The sequence below is a fragment of the Microcoleus sp. S36a_B3 genome (genome assembly GCF_036700745.1).
GTDB lineage: Bacteria > Cyanobacteriota > Cyanobacteriia > Cyanobacteriales > Microcoleaceae > Microcoleus.
The window spans coordinates 116107-133116 of sequence record NZ_JAUBPN010000006.1 but is presented as its reverse complement, the minus strand read 5'-3'; the positions used below and the strand labels follow the sequence as shown (position 1 = coordinate 133116).

At 44.3% G+C, this 17010-nt stretch carries 8 protein-coding genes; 2 read left to right on the top strand and 6 right to left on the bottom strand.

The window, feature by feature from the left end; genetic code table 11:
- Positions 1-431: 431 nt before the first annotated feature.
- A complete protein-coding gene (gene patX / locus QUA01_RS09245; protein WP_333133067.1) occupies positions 432-674 on the top strand; it encodes a heterocyst-inhibiting protein PatX in 243 nt (80 codons plus the stop codon).
- A gap of 114 nt (positions 675-788) precedes the next feature.
- Here the strand turns inward: patX and QUA01_RS09240 are convergent, their stop codons facing one another.
- The gene (locus QUA01_RS09240; protein ID WP_333089523.1) at positions 789-2192 is read right to left on the bottom strand and encodes a TldD/PmbA family protein; all 1404 of its coding nucleotides are present in this window, start codon (positions 2190-2192) and stop codon (positions 789-791) included.
- Positions 2193-2463: 271 nt separating this feature from the next.
- Here QUA01_RS09240 and QUA01_RS09235 point away from each other — a divergent pair, with 271 nt between their 5' ends.
- Entirely contained in the window at positions 2464-4032 is a 1569-nt protein-coding gene (locus QUA01_RS09235) for a sensor histidine kinase (RefSeq protein ID WP_333089413.1), read from the top strand.
- Positions 4033-4243: 211 nt separating this feature from the next.
- On the opposite strand, the gene QUA01_RS09230 is transcribed toward QUA01_RS09235, so the two are convergent.
- From QUA01_RS09230 to QUA01_RS09210, 5 genes are all read right to left on the bottom strand, one after another.
- Positions 4244-5527, bottom strand: a complete 1284-nt coding sequence (locus QUA01_RS09230) for a hybrid sensor histidine kinase/response regulator (RefSeq protein ID WP_333089414.1) — start codon at positions 5525-5527, stop codon at positions 4244-4246.
- 18 nt (positions 5528-5545) lie between these two features.
- Complete coding sequence (locus QUA01_RS09225) at positions 5546-8293, bottom strand: hybrid sensor histidine kinase/response regulator (RefSeq protein WP_333089415.1); 2748 nt, start codon at positions 8291-8293, stop codon at positions 5546-5548.
- A gap of 614 nt (positions 8294-8907) precedes the next feature.
- Complete coding sequence (locus QUA01_RS09220; protein WP_333089416.1) at positions 8908-14391, bottom strand: trifunctional serine/threonine-protein kinase/ATP-binding protein/sensor histidine kinase; 5484 nt, start codon at positions 14389-14391, stop codon at positions 8908-8910.
- Between the two features lie 259 nt (positions 14392-14650).
- Entirely contained in the window at positions 14651-16144 is a 1494-nt protein-coding gene (locus QUA01_RS09215) for a UDP-N-acetylmuramoyl-L-alanyl-D-glutamate--2,6-diaminopimelate ligase (RefSeq protein WP_333089417.1), read from the bottom strand.
- A gap of 276 nt (positions 16145-16420) precedes the next feature.
- Positions 16421-16726, bottom strand: a complete 306-nt coding sequence (locus QUA01_RS09210) for a glutaredoxin family protein (protein WP_333089525.1) — start codon at positions 16724-16726, stop codon at positions 16421-16423.
- Positions 16727-17010: the final 284 nt, after the last annotated feature.

Below are 17010 nucleotides of genomic sequence, written 5' to 3'. Positions count from 1 at the left end.
GATTTGAGAGTTGAGATTTAGGCATCTGCTACAAAATCAATTTATCTGCGTTTATCTGTATTTATCTGCCTGATATCTGCGGTTTCGCGATCGCAAATTTATGCAATCACCTTTACCGATTATTAATCGTGACCCATTGTTGCCGAAAAATTCCCGATCAATAAATTATGAACTTAATCTGAATTTTAATAAAAAGTTACAATTTGCGGTGTTTGTTTGCTTGTTTTAAGAGGATTTGAAAAAAACACACACGTTGAATAATTTTGCGATCGAGCAATTGGACTAAAACTCGAACTTACGAGTGCATCAGCGAGTTAAATGAGGGGTTTTACCCCCTTTTGAGGAAAACTCAAAAAAATCGCAGGTGCCGTCAATTACGAACTGATAATTTCGCCGCAATTCCAAATTTTACCCTGATATCAGAGTAGAGGGTGCGTATCAAGAAGTGGAAAATACAAACACCCAATTTTATGATCCGCGTTTACTCTTCCATTATGATGTCAAGCCTGTTACTGAGCGCCACTGCAGTTAACGCTCAAAGCTTAGAAGCTCGATCGACCTTTTTCTCTCAAGACAACTCTGCTTCGGAAATTTTAACCGCTCTAGCCGACACTCAGATCTTTTACGCAGATAACGATAAAGATACGCCACCAGAACGAGGAGGCGGGAGATAAATCCGCAAAAATGGATATTTTTGGTCAAAAGAAAATCGGACGGCAGGTAACAAAAATCAAGGTAAAGCGCGAGTAGGAATCTTCGGCTTTACCTTGATTTTTTATTTTGATGCTTTACTCTGGGGCAGCTTCGCCGCCCACAACCACGTCGCGAATCCGCAAACTAGGGCCGCCGCAGCCCACGGGTAAACCGCTTTGTCCTCCCTTGCCGCAGCCGCCGGATTCATCCCAGTAGAAATCGTCCCCGATCGCCTCAATATCGGCTAAAGTGCTGAAAACATTACCCGAAAGAGTCACATCCCGCACCGGATTGTCGAGTTTTCCGTCGCGGATCATCCAAGCTTCCCCAGCACTGAAAGTAAACATTTCGCCGTTAGTCATCCCACCTTGCCAATTGCGCGCATAAACTCCTTCTTCGATCCCAGAAAATAAGTCCGGCACCGGCGTATCGCCTCTTTCGATCCAAGTATTAGTCATGCGGACGATCGGCGGATAATGATAATTCAAACACCGAGCATTACCGGTAGGCGTTTCTCCCAACTTACCCGCTGTTTCCCGCGAGTGCAGCCGCCCGACTAATGCGCCGTCTTTAATTAACTGAGTAGTAGTCGCCGGAGTGCCTTCATCGTCGTAGTAATAGCTGCCTCGGTGTCCCTCCGGGGCGGCACCGTCGAAAATTTGCAAGTTTTTCGGGCCGAACTGGCGGCCGAGGGTCATCACTTCCAAAATGTCGGGGTTTTCGTAGGCCATGTCGGCTTCGGAAAGGTGTCCGAAGGCTTCGTGGACGAATAATCCGGTCAAAATCGGGTCAATGACGACGGTGTAGGTGTTGCCTTGGACGGGGGGTAAGGCTAGAGAGTCTACGGCGCGCTGGGCGGCGCTGCGAACTTGGGTTTCAAGTTCCATTAAATCTTCGTAAGCTTTGCGGGAACCGGTGGTTTCCCGGCCTGTTTGTACGGTTTCCCCGCTGCGGGCTGTGGCGGCAAAGCGCATTTCCATGTCTGCCCAACCTTGTTCGAGCATGGTGCCTTCGGAGGTGGCGAGGATGATGCGCTGAGTGCTGTCGCCGTAGCGCACGGAGATGGTGGCAATGCGGGGGTCTATGCTGCGGAGAATTGCGGCGTAGCGATCGCACAATTGTTTTTTGTCAATTAAGGGCACCAGACGGGGGTCTGTTCCTGTCAGTGGCAGGAAGCAAATGTCCTGTACGGGCGTTACTGGCGCGAGAATTGTTTCTTCTTCGCCGATCAGTTTGGCCGCGGCGATGGCTTCTTCGATTCTTTCGGCGAGGGTGGAAAGTCGGTTAAAACTGGCAAAGCCCCAGCCGCCTTTGTGACAAGCTCGGACTTGGCCTCCTATGGAGATTCCTTCGCTGAGGGTTTCAATTTTTTCGCCCCGCAGCAGGATGTCGGTTCCTTCGGCTTCTTCGAGTCGAATTGCTAGATAATCTACTTGGTTGCAGTAGCGTGCCATTAAGTCTGACAGCAGATTTTTGGAGTCGGCGATCGAGGTGGGCATAAGGAAAGCAGGGTGTTTGACTGCATCCATTTTGCACTTTTGTTAGGGCGATCGTCCAAAATATCGCCGGAAGCGCGGAGATTGCGACTTATTGGTACGGTTCTGCCAATATCGTTAGTTGACAAATATAGATATCCTGTGGGTTAGGGGCAAGACGCAAGAAATTAGGCTGGTTGTTTCCGTCCTACTGCTGCTTAAATTCTCGCTCCTAAACATTCCTATAAATAAATACTTCATTCTTCACGTCTGTGAAGGTGGGCTTATAACTACTGTGAATACTTACTTTCTACCAACAATCAGCGAAATTTTAGTCTCCTCTGGCTCTGAAAATGACCTCAGTCCCGATCCGAGGTCGATCGCCCAAAACGGCCGCCCGAAGTGTCCTGGGAGTCGTGCGGCTGCTAGACAGAAGGCTGAGCGGGAATGGTACGGGGCGATCGCAACTTTGAATCAAATGCTCGCCCAACAACAAAAACACTGTCTCTCCCCAAATCCCAATTCTTGTCAGGGATTGGTTTTGTCCGGGCCGTCTTCGGTTTTGACAGAGCCCGCTGTCATTTCCGGTTTTGCTAATTGGATTTTTACCAGTATTCCCGACAACGATGCAGGTTTGTGGTCTTTTCGTGCTAGACAAACTTTAGCTTTGCTACCGGCGGCGGAGCAGCAAATATCTGTACCGGAGGCGGCCCCGGCTTTAGCTTTGGCGATCGGCGATCCTTTAGCAAACGAGCAGTTTTGTTTGGTTTTAACTGCTACTTTTAGTCTGGTGATGGTTTTGGGTGAAAATTCGGCGGGAATTCCGGCTTTTCTATTTTCTTTCGACCCGCAAATAGCCGCCAAAGCTTGGGAAGTTTTGCGGCGCAGGGTGACTGAAAGCGATTGTTTGCTTGCCAATTCTGACGGCGGTATCAATTTGCCAGTCAGCCAATTAACTCATAATTCTACGAAATTAGACGCGCAGTTCCAGCAGTTTTTGCCTGTAGCTCCAAACTATCAAATAGTCGCGCAGTTCACCCGCTTGCTGCTGCATAATTTGCCCGTTGGGAAAGACGAAGTGGCGAGGGGAAAAAACGAAAGAGTTGATGATAGCTTGAAAAGGCAGCAAAATATCAATTGTAAGTCTCATCTGCCTCATGCTACCAAAGAGGTAGAATTGCTACAGGCGATCGCTCACGAAGTCCGCACTCCTTTGGCCACCATTCGCACCCTGACTCGGCTGCTGCTGAAACGTCCCAAACTCGAACCGGTGGTGGTGAAGCGTTTGGAAATGATTGATGCTGAGTGTACCGCTCAGATCGATCGCTTCGGTTTAATTTTCCGCGCCGTGGAATTGGAAATGTCCCAAGCTAAAAATTCTGGGATGCAGCTAACCGCGATGTCCCTCGGTGAAGTGCTGCAAAACAGCATTCCGCGCTGGCAAAAACAGGCAAGTCAGCGCAATCACACTTTAGATGTGATTATACCGAAAAAATTGCCAGCGGTAGTCAGCGATCCGACGATGTTGGATCAGGTTTTGACTAATTTGATTGAGAATTTTACTCGAACTTTGCCATCGGGGAGTCGCATTCAGGTGGAGGTGACTTTGGCGGGCGATCAGTTAAAGTTGCAGTTAGAATCGGAGCACCTACCTGAAGGTAATAGCGCATCGACTTTTGCAGCTTCAGCGAATGCTCCTTTGCGATCGATCGGGCCTTTGTTAATGGTGCAGCCGGAGACTGGAAGTTTGAGTTTAAATTTGAGCGTCACTAAGAATTTATTTCGAGCAGCAGGCGGGAAATTAGTAATACGCCAGCGGCCGCAAAAAGGCGAGGTGATGACCGTATTTTTGCCACTGCAATAGTCATATTACACCCTCTAGAACAAAATAAAATAGGTTCGTAGTGAGGACTTTAGTCCGCATAAATCATAAGATTAGAGTCTCAAATAGGTTTGTAGTAAGGACTTTAGTCCGCATAAATCATAGGATTAGAGTCCCAAATAGGTTCGTAGTGAAGACTTTAGTCCGCATAAATCATAGGACTAAATTCCTCACTACAAACCTTATTTAAAAATCAAGAGTTGGAATCAATAAAAATCTCAATAACAAACTCAGTTCCTTCTCCAAGTGTCGAAATACAACTCAGTTTACCCCCATGTTTTTCTTCTACAATCTGACGGGCGATCGCCAATCCCAATCCCGTTCCTTTCCCAACCTCTTTTGTAGTAAACAGGTAGTCGAATATCCGCAATTTTACTGAATCGGACATACCCAGGCCGTTATCTTCGATCCGAATTACTACGGTTGAAAGGTCGATCGACATTTCAGTAAAAATCATAATTCGCCTAGGTTCGGTTTCTAATTCGGCAAAGGTTCGTCCAACGCACCCTGCATCCAAAGCATCGATCGCGTTAGCGATAATATTCATAAACACTTGATTTAATTGATCGGAAAAACAATTAATCGCTGGCACATCACCGTAGTTAGTAATCACTTCAATGGCTGGACGCAGATTATTTGCCTTGAGGCGATGGCGCAGAATTAGAATAGTGCTATCAATCCCTTCATGGATGTTGAAAATCTGCTTTTGGTCGCTGTGGGCGCGGGAGAAAGTGCAGAGGCTTTTACTAATAGATACAATGCGATCGCCCCCATCCTTCATGGCTCGGATTAAATTCGGTAAATCTTCCCTCAAATATTCTAGCTCTATCTTCTCTAGTTCTGCAGTAATTTCTGCACCTGGTTGGGGAAATTGACGGCGATACAAATCAATTAAACTAAATAAATCATTGATGCTATCTTCCACAGCATTGACATTACCCACCACACAAGCAATGGGATTGTTGATTTCGTGGGCAACCCCCGCCACCAGTTGTCCCAGAGTGGAGAGTTTTTCTTGCTGCACCAATTGCAATTGAGCATTCTGCAAGTCATGAGTACGTTCTGCCACTCGTTGTTCTAAGGTGCCGGTGAGTTGCTTTAAGCGCCAGTGAATTTTCACCCTTGCTAATACTTCCTGGGCTTCAAAAGGTTTGGTGATGTAGTCTACCGCCCCCAAGGACAAGCCTTCGATTTTATTCTCCGTATCTGTTAAAGCCGTCATGAAAATTACTGGGATACCTTTAGTGGCGGGGTTTGCTTGGAGGCGGCGGCAGGCTTCAAAACCATCCATTTTGGGCATTTGCACATCGAGTAAAATTAGTTCTGGATGAGCATAGGCTACCATAGCTAGGGCATCTTCGCCATCCACTGCCATGCGAACTTTGTAATTTGCTGATTTTAAGGTTTTGGAGAGGACAGACAAGTTAGTTGCATTGTCATCTACAATCAAAATAAAGGGATCGGTTGAGTCAACCATAGTTTATATTCCTTTTAATTAAGCGAGATATTGCTGAATAAATGCCCGCAGTTTTTTGATCTCGAACGCTTCAGTAATCTGGATGACTTCTCGGACAAAAGCGACATTATCCCCATCTGGGATTTGCTGGGCGACTTCTATTACTCCATCTAGATCGCCGGCTTTGGCCAGTTCCGAAAGTTGGGTCAAGATGGCGTGAGAGGGTGGCTTAATTTCTTGAGCGACACCATACTCATTTAGCCGATCGCCTTTTTGATCCTTGTATAGCCAATCCAACTTTAAATATTTTTGTATTTGTTCTAGCAACGTTTCAGCTTGGATGGGTTTGGGCAAGAAATCATTGCCGCCTGCCTTAATACTATTGTGGCGATCGATCTCAAAGACACTGGCGGAAGAAACCAGCACGATGTGATGTTGTAGTTCTGGTTGCGATCGCAACTTCTTCACAAATTCAAACCCATCCATTACGGGCATTGCCAAATCGGTAATAATCAAATCCGGCGCTGTCTGTAAAACTTGTTCTAGTCCTTCGAGTCCGTTGCTAGCTTCAATAATTTTAAAACCAATCGGTTCTAAAAGATTGAGCAACACCGAACGATTTTCCCAGCGGTCATCGATCAATAAAATTTTACGCCGTTCTCCTGCATAGCCGACAATCGCCGCTTGTTGCACCACCAGCAAAGACTCCGCCCAATCCTTAGCTTCGGGCAATTTCAGCTCAAAGGAAAAGGTGCTACCTTCGCCTGCAATGCTCTGTACCTGAATTTCACTATCCATCAAGGAGACAATTTTATGGCTAATTGCTAGTCCTAATCCAGTACCTTCTGATTGTTTATTGATATTACCTACCTGTTCAAATGGTAGGAAGATTTTTTCGACTTGTTTGGGGGTCATGCCTACGCCGGTATCTGCGATCGTAAAGCGAATATGTGTCTTCTTTCCCTCATCTATTATATCGAGTATCTCTACTCTGAATGTCACTTTACCCTGTTCTGTGAATTTAATGGCATTGCCCAACAAGTTAACCAATACCTGACGCAAACGCTTTTCATCGGCAATGACTCCGATAGGCAAGTTGGCATCTGGAAGGAAGTCGAAGCTAATTCCTTTTTGTTCTGCCCGAATAGAGTTGATTTCTACAACGCTTTGGAGAAAGGAAGGGAAGTAGAATGACGCGGGATAGAGTTCTAATTTGCGGGCTTCGATTTTAGATAGGTCAAGGATATCGTTAATCAGGGTGAGAAGGTGGGAGCCGCACTGGTAAATGATGTCAACGCCGTTATTCTCTTTGGAGGTGAGGGATTCGCTGCGTTGCAAGATCTGAGCATAGCCGAGGATGCCGTTGAGGGGGGTGCGGAGTTCGTGGCTCATGTTGGCGAGAAATTCGCTTTTGGCTTGGTTGGCGTTATCGGCAGATTCCTTAGCCATTTGTAACTCAGTTGTGCGCTTTTCTACTCGATATTCGAGTTCTTGATTGGTATTTTCAAGGGCTGTAAATGAATCACGCAACTGTTGAGACATACGATTAAATGACTTAGCTAATATTCTTAATTCTCTTACATTCGAGAGTTGAACTGTTTGTTCTAAGTTGCCTTCTGCAATTGCTTTTGATGCTTGACTAAAACGGAAAATGGGAAGCGAAATCCAGCGAGAAGTGTAAATTCCTAAAGCTATAGCTAATAGTAAGGCGGCAATACACAGCAAGATGGTAGTACGAGTATTGGCATTGATTTGTGCCATGAATTCTGATTCTGGGATTGCCACCACAGTCAGCCAGTCAAGCCCTGGTTTTTCTTGAAATGGAGAAACTTGCACAAACTGCCTAGCACCTTTGAGATCGAAGTCCAAGATTTGAGAGGAGTTGATTTGACTCAGATTACCAAATTTACGAATTAAATACTGGGTGGCAGCTTTTGTAAGCAAGTCATTGCTATCGGCTGCGGCAACTCGTTCTAGTTTGCCTTGCCGATCGCGAAACAGCGATTCATTAGTTGAGGTTGCAAGCAATTTACCAGTTCGTTCAATGATGAAGATTCTCCCCTGTTGACCAACATCGAGCTTTTGCAGAAAATCTCCGACAGTCGATAGGGTTAGTCTAGCGATCAGGATTCCTTGAAATTGTTTAGTTTGATTATATATAGGATGCACATTCAGAAAGATCAGCTTTGGCTGATCTTTATGTTTAATCACATTCGTCCAGTAAGGTTTATCTGTGCTTTTAGCTTGCCGATACCAAGGCTCAGGGCGGAAGTCAACATTTTCGGTGCGCTTCAACAAAGTGATGCGATCGCCTTTTTCGTCCAAGCTATAGGTCGAAAATGCAAAATCAGTCGATCGATCGTAAATAAATAAAGTGGGGCGATCGCCTTCGTGTGGAGATACCGTAATAAATTCTCGTTCCTCGTTGAGAATTCCAATGGAATCAATTGAATCAAATACCTGAGTTTGAGCGAAGAGGTGTCGCTGCCAGTCTTTTAAGGAAGTTGTTTTGAGCCATCCAGCATTAATGGCATCTTGGTTAATTTGGTTTGCCTGCTGTGGAGCTTTTAGATAAGTTTGTAAATTTTGATTAACACGTAACGTAATTTCGTTGCGTAACTGCGTTGCTACGTCATTAACCGCCCGTTGTCCATTTCGCAGCGACAGATAGCCAGTCAGTCCCACTGCGCCAAAGATTTGCAACACGAACGGAACTATTAGTAACGCTTGTAGGGGTAAACGATGGATAAAGGCGCGATCGTTATGTGTTTTTGCGTCGGCGGACATATCGGCATTCCTTCCCAAAAGTTAAATTAGATAAAAATATAGTCTATTTAATATTTTTTAAGACAGATTTTGATGGCAACGCTGTAATTTAGGTCACAAGCCAACCTGTGCGATCGTCTATTTCCAGATTCTTGACACTTTTGCTAGGAGAGAACTACCCAGAATAGGGCTAACGCCTAGGTTTGACTCTTAGGCGGTTTCAACCCTAGTCTTATCTAGGGCTTACTGAAAAAGTCCACAAATCGAATCTAGGTGCCAAACAGCTTGAAAAATGGGAGATTCGGAGATGGGTTCCCAAATTTACTCCACAATTTTCCACCGAAATCCAAGGATTTTGAGCCGACAAAGGTCATAACCTTACACTTTTTTATCTTTAAAAATCTTGAAATCCTTGGCAGTCATAGCTTCTAATTCTATTCATCAAGCCCTCAAGTAGGAATACGAATGATGACTGCGGACTAAAGTCCGCACTACGAACCTGAATTAAATCGGTCAATCGACCGGACACGAACTCAAAAGTAACCGTACAAAAATCCAGAATTTTTGTAAATAATAGTTTTGGGCTTTGTATATTTAGCTGTTCATATTCTAACTCAGCAACGCCAAATTATTTACTAACTTTTTTTATAAATAGGAATGACGATCGTAAATTCTGTTCCTTCTCCAAGCGTTGAATTAACTTCGATCTTACCTCCATGCTTCTCGACAATAATCGCATAGCTGACTGAGAGCCCTAAGCCCGTACCCTTGCCCACAGGTTTTGTGGTAAAAAACGGTTCAAATATCTTATTGAGCGCCGACGGTTCTATCCCTATACCATTGTCTACGATACGAATCACTGCATTGCGATCGCGATCGACCGAAGTCTGAAGCATCAGAGTCAGTTTTTTCTGATTTTTCTTAAAATTAGCTCCGTTCTCCTGTTGTCGCAAAGCGTCTATGCTATTACTGAGAATATTCATAAACACCTGATTGAGGGCCGATGCGTAACAGTTGATTAAAGGCATTTTACCATAGTCTTTAATCAGTTGGATTTCCTGATGTTTTTCACTAACTTTGAGTCGATGCTGCAAAATCAGTAAAGTGCTATCAATTCCTGAATGAATGTCGATCGGTTTAATTTCAGATTCATCAAGGCGAGAAAAGTTTCGCAGAGATTCGACTATTTGGCGAATGCGCTCGGTTCCTGTCGTCATCGAAACTAGGATCATCGGTAAATCTTCAATGATAAACTCTAGGTCGATTTCGTCGATTTTTGCTTGAATTTTTGGTTGGGCTTGTGGATAGAGTTCTTGATATAAGTCAATTAACTCAATTAAAGATGTAGTATATTCATGGGCATGGTTAAGATTGCCGTGAATGAAGTTAACTGGATTGTTGATTTCGTGAGCAATTCCGGCAACCAACTGTCCTAAACTTGACATCTTTTCTGTTTGAATGAGTTGGGATTGAGTCGCGTAAAGTTTTTGGAGGCTGGCTTCGAGTTGAGTGGCTTTTTCTTGTAACTGCTGGGTGCGTTCTTCCACCTTTTGTTCTAGGGTGTAGGAATAATCCTCTAATTGGCTGTAGAGTTGAGCGTTTTCTAAGGCGATCGCCGCTTGGGCCATCAGCAGTTCGATCACTTGCAGGCGATCGCGAGTAAATACCGCTTGGGTTAAGCGATTTTCTAAATAGAGAATTCCAATTAATTGACCTTTGTTGACGATCGGAGTACACAATAAACTTTTGGGCTTTTGCTTTTGAATATAAGCATCCGAGGCTAGATAACTCTGAGCAGCATCATCAATGACTACAGTCTCCTGAGTGCGAGAAACATAGTTAATGAGAGAATGAGGGATATTTTTACTTGATTGAACAGGAATTTCTCGCCTTACACAAAAATTATTATCTGTGGTTCGATCGCCTAAATCAGCCGTGGCTTCTATAACTAAATTCTCATCCTTTAGTAAAATTAAATCGCATTTATCTGCTCCGGCATTTTCCATGACGATTTTCACTAAGGTGGAAATCAATTGCTCCAGTTGAATTTCACGAGATAAAGCTTGGGAAGCTTTGAGGATGCTGGCAAAATCTAGACACTCAGAAATGCTACTGCTGCTAGAATGAGTGCTGGGGATAGTTTGATGAGAAATAGACGAGCGATTGCTGTTTGAAATCAGAGTTTCCTGGAGGATCAATTGATTTTGTGGGTTCTGCAAGATAGCAGTCAAAAGCTGGGGATAGCGTTTTTTTAAGTCATCTGTTTTGGATTTTGCTCCCCAATGGGCATAGCAATAGTAGGCTTCTTGTAGATAGCCTGTTGCAAATTTTTCTTTACCCCAGCCGAGGTAGAACTCGGCCGCTAGTTCGTTGGCGAGGGCTTCTTCTTGAAGATATCCCGTATCTTTTGCACCTTGAATTGCTTGGTCATAATACTCTATTGCCTCAAGCACATTCCCAAATACTCGTGCTTGTTCTGCCTTAATCAACAAATACTTATGCAGAAAATTATGGGGAGCACAATCAGACCATTCTCGGAGGTTTGCTTGATTCTGTTCGATCGCCAGCATATATTGTTTCTGCTGGCTCGGTTCAGCTTGAGGGTAGACGGCGAGCAGAATCAATGAGTGATAAAAATTATAAACACCGCTCGCGAGCGATCCGATCGCAGCTTGTATGTATTTGCCAGCCAGCACAGTACAATCTAAAGCACTCGCATATTCCTTAAATAAATATAAAATATTTGCTTTGGCAACACATAGCGCAAATAAGGACATATAATTGTTCGTATTTTGCCAAAGTGGCAGGAAGTGCAATTCATCAAAATGCTCTCCAATCAATAGCAGCTTGTCAGCCGATTTGCCTTGTAAGTTCAAGGTAGCTTGCGCCCAGATTTTCGCGTAAGACAAGGCAAAATCATGCTTGTTTTTGAGTAGTAATTCGAGGTAAGGAGCTTGTTTAGACTCGACTATTTCTAGTCTCTCTCCAGTTAAAAAGAGATTCTTACAATAGTGCATGGAGTTATAACTAGCCCACTCCAAATCCCCAGTCTCTAAACCACTTTGGCATCCTTCTATATAAGCGGGTAGTGTAGCTTGGGCTGGTTCTTTCCACGATCGAATCAGAGCATTAAATAAATTATAAACTCTAGCTTTAAGTGCGGTTTCCTGAAATTTTTCTAACAACTTCAATGCTAATTTTCCGGCATGATATCCTTGATCGATGCCTCCAGGTTCGACGCAGAGAATCGTGCCATAGAGCACATAAGCATAAGCTGATAATGCAGAATGTCCACCTTCAATGGTAAAATTTACTATCGTTAAGATCAGGGGACGAGTCATATCGGGTCTGGCGATATAAATGGAAGGAAAAAGTGCCATGAGAATCCGCAACGTGGCGAGTTGCTGCGGATCGGTCATTTCTGGAATCTTGTCTAAATCTTCAAATCGTGGTAATTCTGGCATCGCGCGATCGCCGATGCTGGGATCGATGTTAATTCCCAACTTTTCCAATACTTCTAAACCCGTATCAATCGCTTTTATCATCATGCTTTGCGACTGATAAGATTGAATTTGTAGCTCATAGATACTGCTCCGAGCGAGCAAATCTTGAGCATGAGTTAAAATATTTTTAGCTAGGATGTCTAGCCGATAAAAATGGCCATTCAGGTATTCTGCTTCTGCTGTTTCGAGACAAACAGCCAGGGTCAAATCGTACTGAGTTTGCCAACTATCAGATTCTAGTAATGCCCAACTAATATTTAAATATCTGGCAGCATCTGCATAGGCTGTAGCAGCTTTGGCTTTCTTTCCTGCCAGTAGATTTAGTGAGACGAGATGATTTAATTGCTCTGAATCTGTTATTATTTCAACACCCATATTGAGTTGATTAACAATATCAAAAATATTGTCTTTCTGGGTTGATTGAGGTGTTTTTGTCAACAAAAGCTGACCAATTTTTAAATGTGTGGCTTTTTTATGTGATTCTGGAATCAGGGAATAGGCAGCTTGCTGAATCCGATCGTGTAAAAATCGATATACTACGGATTCATGAGTAGTATCGGTTGTCTGAACTGTTCCTAAATAAAACTTATAAACTTCATTTTGGGGTAGAATCAGCCCTTCTTGCAAGGCTTTCCATAGGTGAGTGGCAGCCTCGGCTTCTGTTTGCTCTGAAACGATCGCCAAAGTAGACAAATCAAAAGAGTTGCCAATACAAGCTGCTAGTTGGAGGATAGTTTGGGTCGCTGTTGGTAGTTTCTGTAACTGCAACGCCATGAATTCCACGACATCATTGGTCAATGCGGCCGATCGCACTTTGGCGATATCGCATTGCCAATGCCCTAATTGAGCATCAAAGTTAATGAGGCAATCTTGATGCAGAGCTTTCAGAAATTGGGTAGCAAAAAAGGGATTACCTTGGGTTTTTTGAAATACCAAATCCGTGAGTGGTTGCGCTAATGCAGTCGAGCAATTCAGCGTATTAGCTACCAACTGATTCAGGCTGGCATGACTCAGGGGTTGTAAGGTAATTATATTAACTATCGAGTCGCTTTGGGCGATCGCTTCCAAAGTCAGCATCAACGGGTGCGCTGCAAACACTTCGTTATCCCGATAAGCACCTATCACTAACAAGTAGCCTGCTGTAGATTCAACCATCAAAAGTTGCAGCAACTTAAGAGATGCCGCATCAGCCCATTGCAAATCGTCCAAAAATATTACCAGAGGATGCTCTTGGGTTGTAAAAACTTGGATAAACTTTTGAAATAGTAAGTTGAAGCGATTCTGAGCAGATGTTCCCGACAGTTCCACCGCTGGGGGCTGAGGACTAATAATCCGTTCTAATTCGGGAATCACTTCAATAATTACTTGTCCATTTTCCCCAACAGCTTCCAGAATCTGCGTTTTCCAAACCTGCAACTGAGCATCACTTTCGCTCAGCAATTGTCCCATTAAATCTCGAAATGCTTGGACAAAAGCCGAGAAGGGAATATTGCGGTTAAATTGGTCGAATTTGCCTTTGATGAAATAGCCGCGCGCTCCGACAATGGGTTTGTGGACTTCGTTAACAACGGCGGTTTTTCCAATGCCGGAAAATCCAGCGACTAGCATCATTTCGCCACCCCTGTGTCCCCCCTTGGTAAGGGGGGATGAAAGGGGGTTCGCTACGCGGTCAAAGGCCTTGAGTAGGGTTTCTACTTCCGTTTGGCGACCGTATAATTTTTCAGGAATGGTAAAGCGATCGCTCAGATCTCGTTCTCCCAATTCAAACAAAACGATCTTTCCTGTTTTTTGCCACTGAGACAGACATTTTTCTAGGTCATGCTTTAATCCTAATGCGCTCTGATAGCGGTCTTCAGCATTCTTTGCCATCAATTTGCTGACAATTGCCGAGAGTACCGCCGGAATTTCTGGATTAATTTCAGACAGTGATGGCGGTTGTTTGGCAAGATGGGAGTGTACCAATTCCATCGGATCGTGAGATTGAAATGGCAATTGTCCTGCTAGCAATTCGTAAAAAGTCACGCCCAAAGAGTAGAAATCTGTGCGGTAGTCAACGCCGCGATTCATCCTGCCTGTTTGTTCGGGAGACAAATAGCCTAGTGTGCCTTCCAATAAGTTGGGACTCATCAGAGTTTGAGTATCTCGCGGGAGCAAAGATGCGATGCTAAAGTCAATGAGTTTGACTTGTTTTGTGTGGGAATTAATTAAAATATTGGCTGGTTTAATATCTTTGTGAATTATCCGGTGGCAGTAAAGTAAATTCAATGTATTGCTAATGTCGATCGCCACTTGCAAAAACTCGATCAATGTCGGCGCATTTTCCCCTTGTTCCATCCATTTCTTCAGAGAAATTCCACCGAAGTCTTCCATTACTAGCGCATAGCTGTTTTGGTAGGATTCTAAGCTGTAGGTGTCGATGATTCCGGGCAAGTGGAGGTTTTTGGCAATGGTATACTGATTGCGAAATTGCAATAGTTCGCTGAAGCTGGGATACTGGTTCCGCAAGACTTTGATGATGACTTTTTTTTTGTCCCGGAGGCGAGTTCCGCGATCGACTAGAGTGCGAGTCCCTGAGTAAATGCGATCGAGAATTTGATACCCTGTTAGTTCGATCATAGCGATAGTTATTTTTTTGGTAAAATATTTACCGTTACTATTATAATAGTGCAAATCTGATTTGAGTATAGTATAAATACTCAAAAATAGAAGAATTTTCACAACTAGCCAGCAGCTAACGGTTAACGGTTAACGGTTAATCGTTAATCGTTAACCTAATATCAATTTCATAAAGTAGCGCTAGATATTATCCAAACCCCCCCAAAGCATCGGAGGGGCTAAGACTTCATCTATAGCGTATCTTTAGGAAATGGTATAATTAATTCATTCGGGCTTTTAAGGCATCTCGCGCTTGTTCTCGATCGTCAAAATGGACTTTTTCGGTGCCCAAAATCTGATAATCTTCGTGTCCTTTTCCGGCAATTAGCACGCCATCTCCCGGTTTAGCGTCCATAATAGCAGTGCGAATTGCTGCGGCGCGATCGCCCATGACGACCGGCTTTACGGTGGCGGGGATACCTGCGAGAACATCTTCCAAAATGCGATCGGGATTTTCGGTACGCGGATTGTCGGAAGTAACAACGGCTAAATCGGCCAATTCTGCCACGATTTTACCCATGATCGGGCGTTTTGTGCGATCGCGATCGCCACCGCAACCAAACACACAAATCATTTTACCGGGAATAAACGGCCGCGAAGCCTTCAACAAGTTCTCCAAACTGTCAGGAGTGTGCGCGTAATCAACAATAACGCTAATATCTTGATCGGGACTAATTTGCACCCGTTCCATCCGTCCCGGAACTCCCGAAAACTGAGATAATTTCTCCACAATTGCGGACAAATCTAAACCCAATTCTAAAACAGCGCCGACAGCAGCCAACATATTTGATAAATTGAACTGACCGACTAAAGGCAAAACAAAAGGAGTTTTGCCCTTGGGAGTGTGCAGCATTCCCTTAACTCCGTCGGGCTGATATTGTAAATCTGAAGCATACAAATCAGCCGTTTTGTCGGTAGTGCTGTAACTCCAAATTTTCTCCGATTTTAAACTTTCCACAATCCGCCGTCCGTAGGCATCGTCAATATTAATTACGGCGCGATTTTTGAGATAATCGGAACCGAACAACAGAGATTTTGCCTCAAAATAATCCTCCATATCGCGGTGATAATCGAGATGGTCTTGAGTCAAGTTTGTAAACACAGCAACTTCAAAAGTACAGCCCAAAACCCGCTGCTGTGCCAAAGCGTGGGAACTGACTTCCATCACGCCGTATTTGCATCCGGCGGCTACAGCTTCTGCTAGTTGTTTTTGCAGGTCAACCGCAAAAGGTGTGGTGTAAAGTGCAGTTTGTTGGAAACCGGGCCAGCGAGTGTAAAGCGTGCCAAAAATCGCGGTTGGCAACTGCATTTGATTGAGCAAAAATTCGATTAAATGAGTTGTGGTAGTTTTGCCGTTGGTACCGGTAACGCCGACAAGTTTTAATTTGTTAGCTGGATTGCCATAAAATGCGGTTGCTATTTGACCGCAAACTTGAGACATATCGGCTGCTGCGATGACGCAGGTACTCCCGTCTTTGGGTGGTGTTTTATCGGCTGCTTGGGTGGAAATTATGGCGGCAATTGCACCGCTGGCGATCGCGCTTTGCCAAAAATCTCCCCCATCGACGCGAGTTCCCGGCATTCCCAAAAACAAATCTCCCGCCCCACAAGCGTGGGAATTAGTCGATAAACCCTTGACTTCTGCATCGAGGGCTAGATGTTGGGTGTCAAAGGAAATGCCGGGAAGTGCTGCTAATAATTCTCTCAATTTCATCGAAAAAACTCCTCACTTGGATGTTTTGAATATGACTTATACCAATTTCATAAAGTAGCGCTAGACATTACCCCCCCCAACCTCCCCCTTACTAAGGGGGGGGGCTAAGACTTCATCTATACCACATCTTTAGAAAAATGGTATTACGCAATTATTTTAGCCAGTCTGGGTGCGGCTTTGCAGTGCTTGGCGGTGCGCGCCCCACACAGCTATTCTGTGCGCGGCGCGCACGCCGAGGCCAGGATTAAAACCTGAATTTTTGCGTAAATCGTATTATTATTGTGACGGATCTATTGGCCAATATTTCTGTAACATTTGCTCCAATTGGGCGACACTGCAGCGGGGAGAAGGACGGGGTAACAGTTGTTCGGAGGAAAATGCAGGTTCGACAGCAGGATTTATTGGCTGGGGCTGCACTTTAAACAAAACTGGAACTTCGTACTGATAAGCTTCAAACCAATCATCGCGTTGGGTAATATCTCGGACTTCGAGTTGAAATTTGAGGTTTTCAATCTGTTCGAGTTTTTCTTGCAACCCTTCGCATAAATGGCATCCGGGCTTGCTGTACAAAATCAATCGCATCATTAGAGTAAGATTAAATTCGATCTTAAATTATCGAAGGTGCGATCGCAAGTTGGCGAACCCAACGCGAGCAAGACACAACTCGCGACTTTATTGGTCGCAATGTGCGATCGAAGTTATCTTAGCATTGGCGGCGAACAGATTACCGCCATTGACAATCAAAACACTACTACAAGCCTATCGTTTTCTTTCTTCTCTTTCTCTGTGCCCTCTGCGCCTCTGCGGTTAAAAAATAAATCTACTTCACAAATGAAAGAGTTAAATTTATTCACACATCCTAATTA

Excerpts from the sequence above, each read along its gene's own strand:
- QUA01_RS09240 (WP_333089523.1), bottom strand. The coding sequence starts at position 2,192 with ATGCCCACCTCGATCGCCGACTCCAAAAATCTGCTGTCAGACTTAATG.
- QUA01_RS09230 (WP_333089414.1), bottom strand. The coding sequence starts at position 5,527 with ATGGTTGACTCAACCGATCCCTTTATTTTGATTGTAGATGACAATGCA.
- QUA01_RS09225 (WP_333089415.1), bottom strand. The coding sequence starts at position 8,293 with ATGTCCGCCGACGCAAAAACACATAACGATCGCGCCTTTATCCATCGT.
- QUA01_RS09220 (WP_333089416.1), bottom strand. The coding sequence starts at position 14,391 with ATGATCGAACTAACAGGGTATCAAATTCTCGATCGCATTTACTCAGGG.
- QUA01_RS09215 (WP_333089417.1), bottom strand. The coding sequence starts at position 16,144 with ATGAAATTGAGAGAATTATTAGCAGCACTTCCCGGCATTTCCTTTGAC.
- QUA01_RS09210 (WP_333089525.1), bottom strand. The coding sequence starts at position 16,726 with ATGCGATTGATTTTGTACAGCAAGCCCGGATGCCATTTATGCGAAGGG.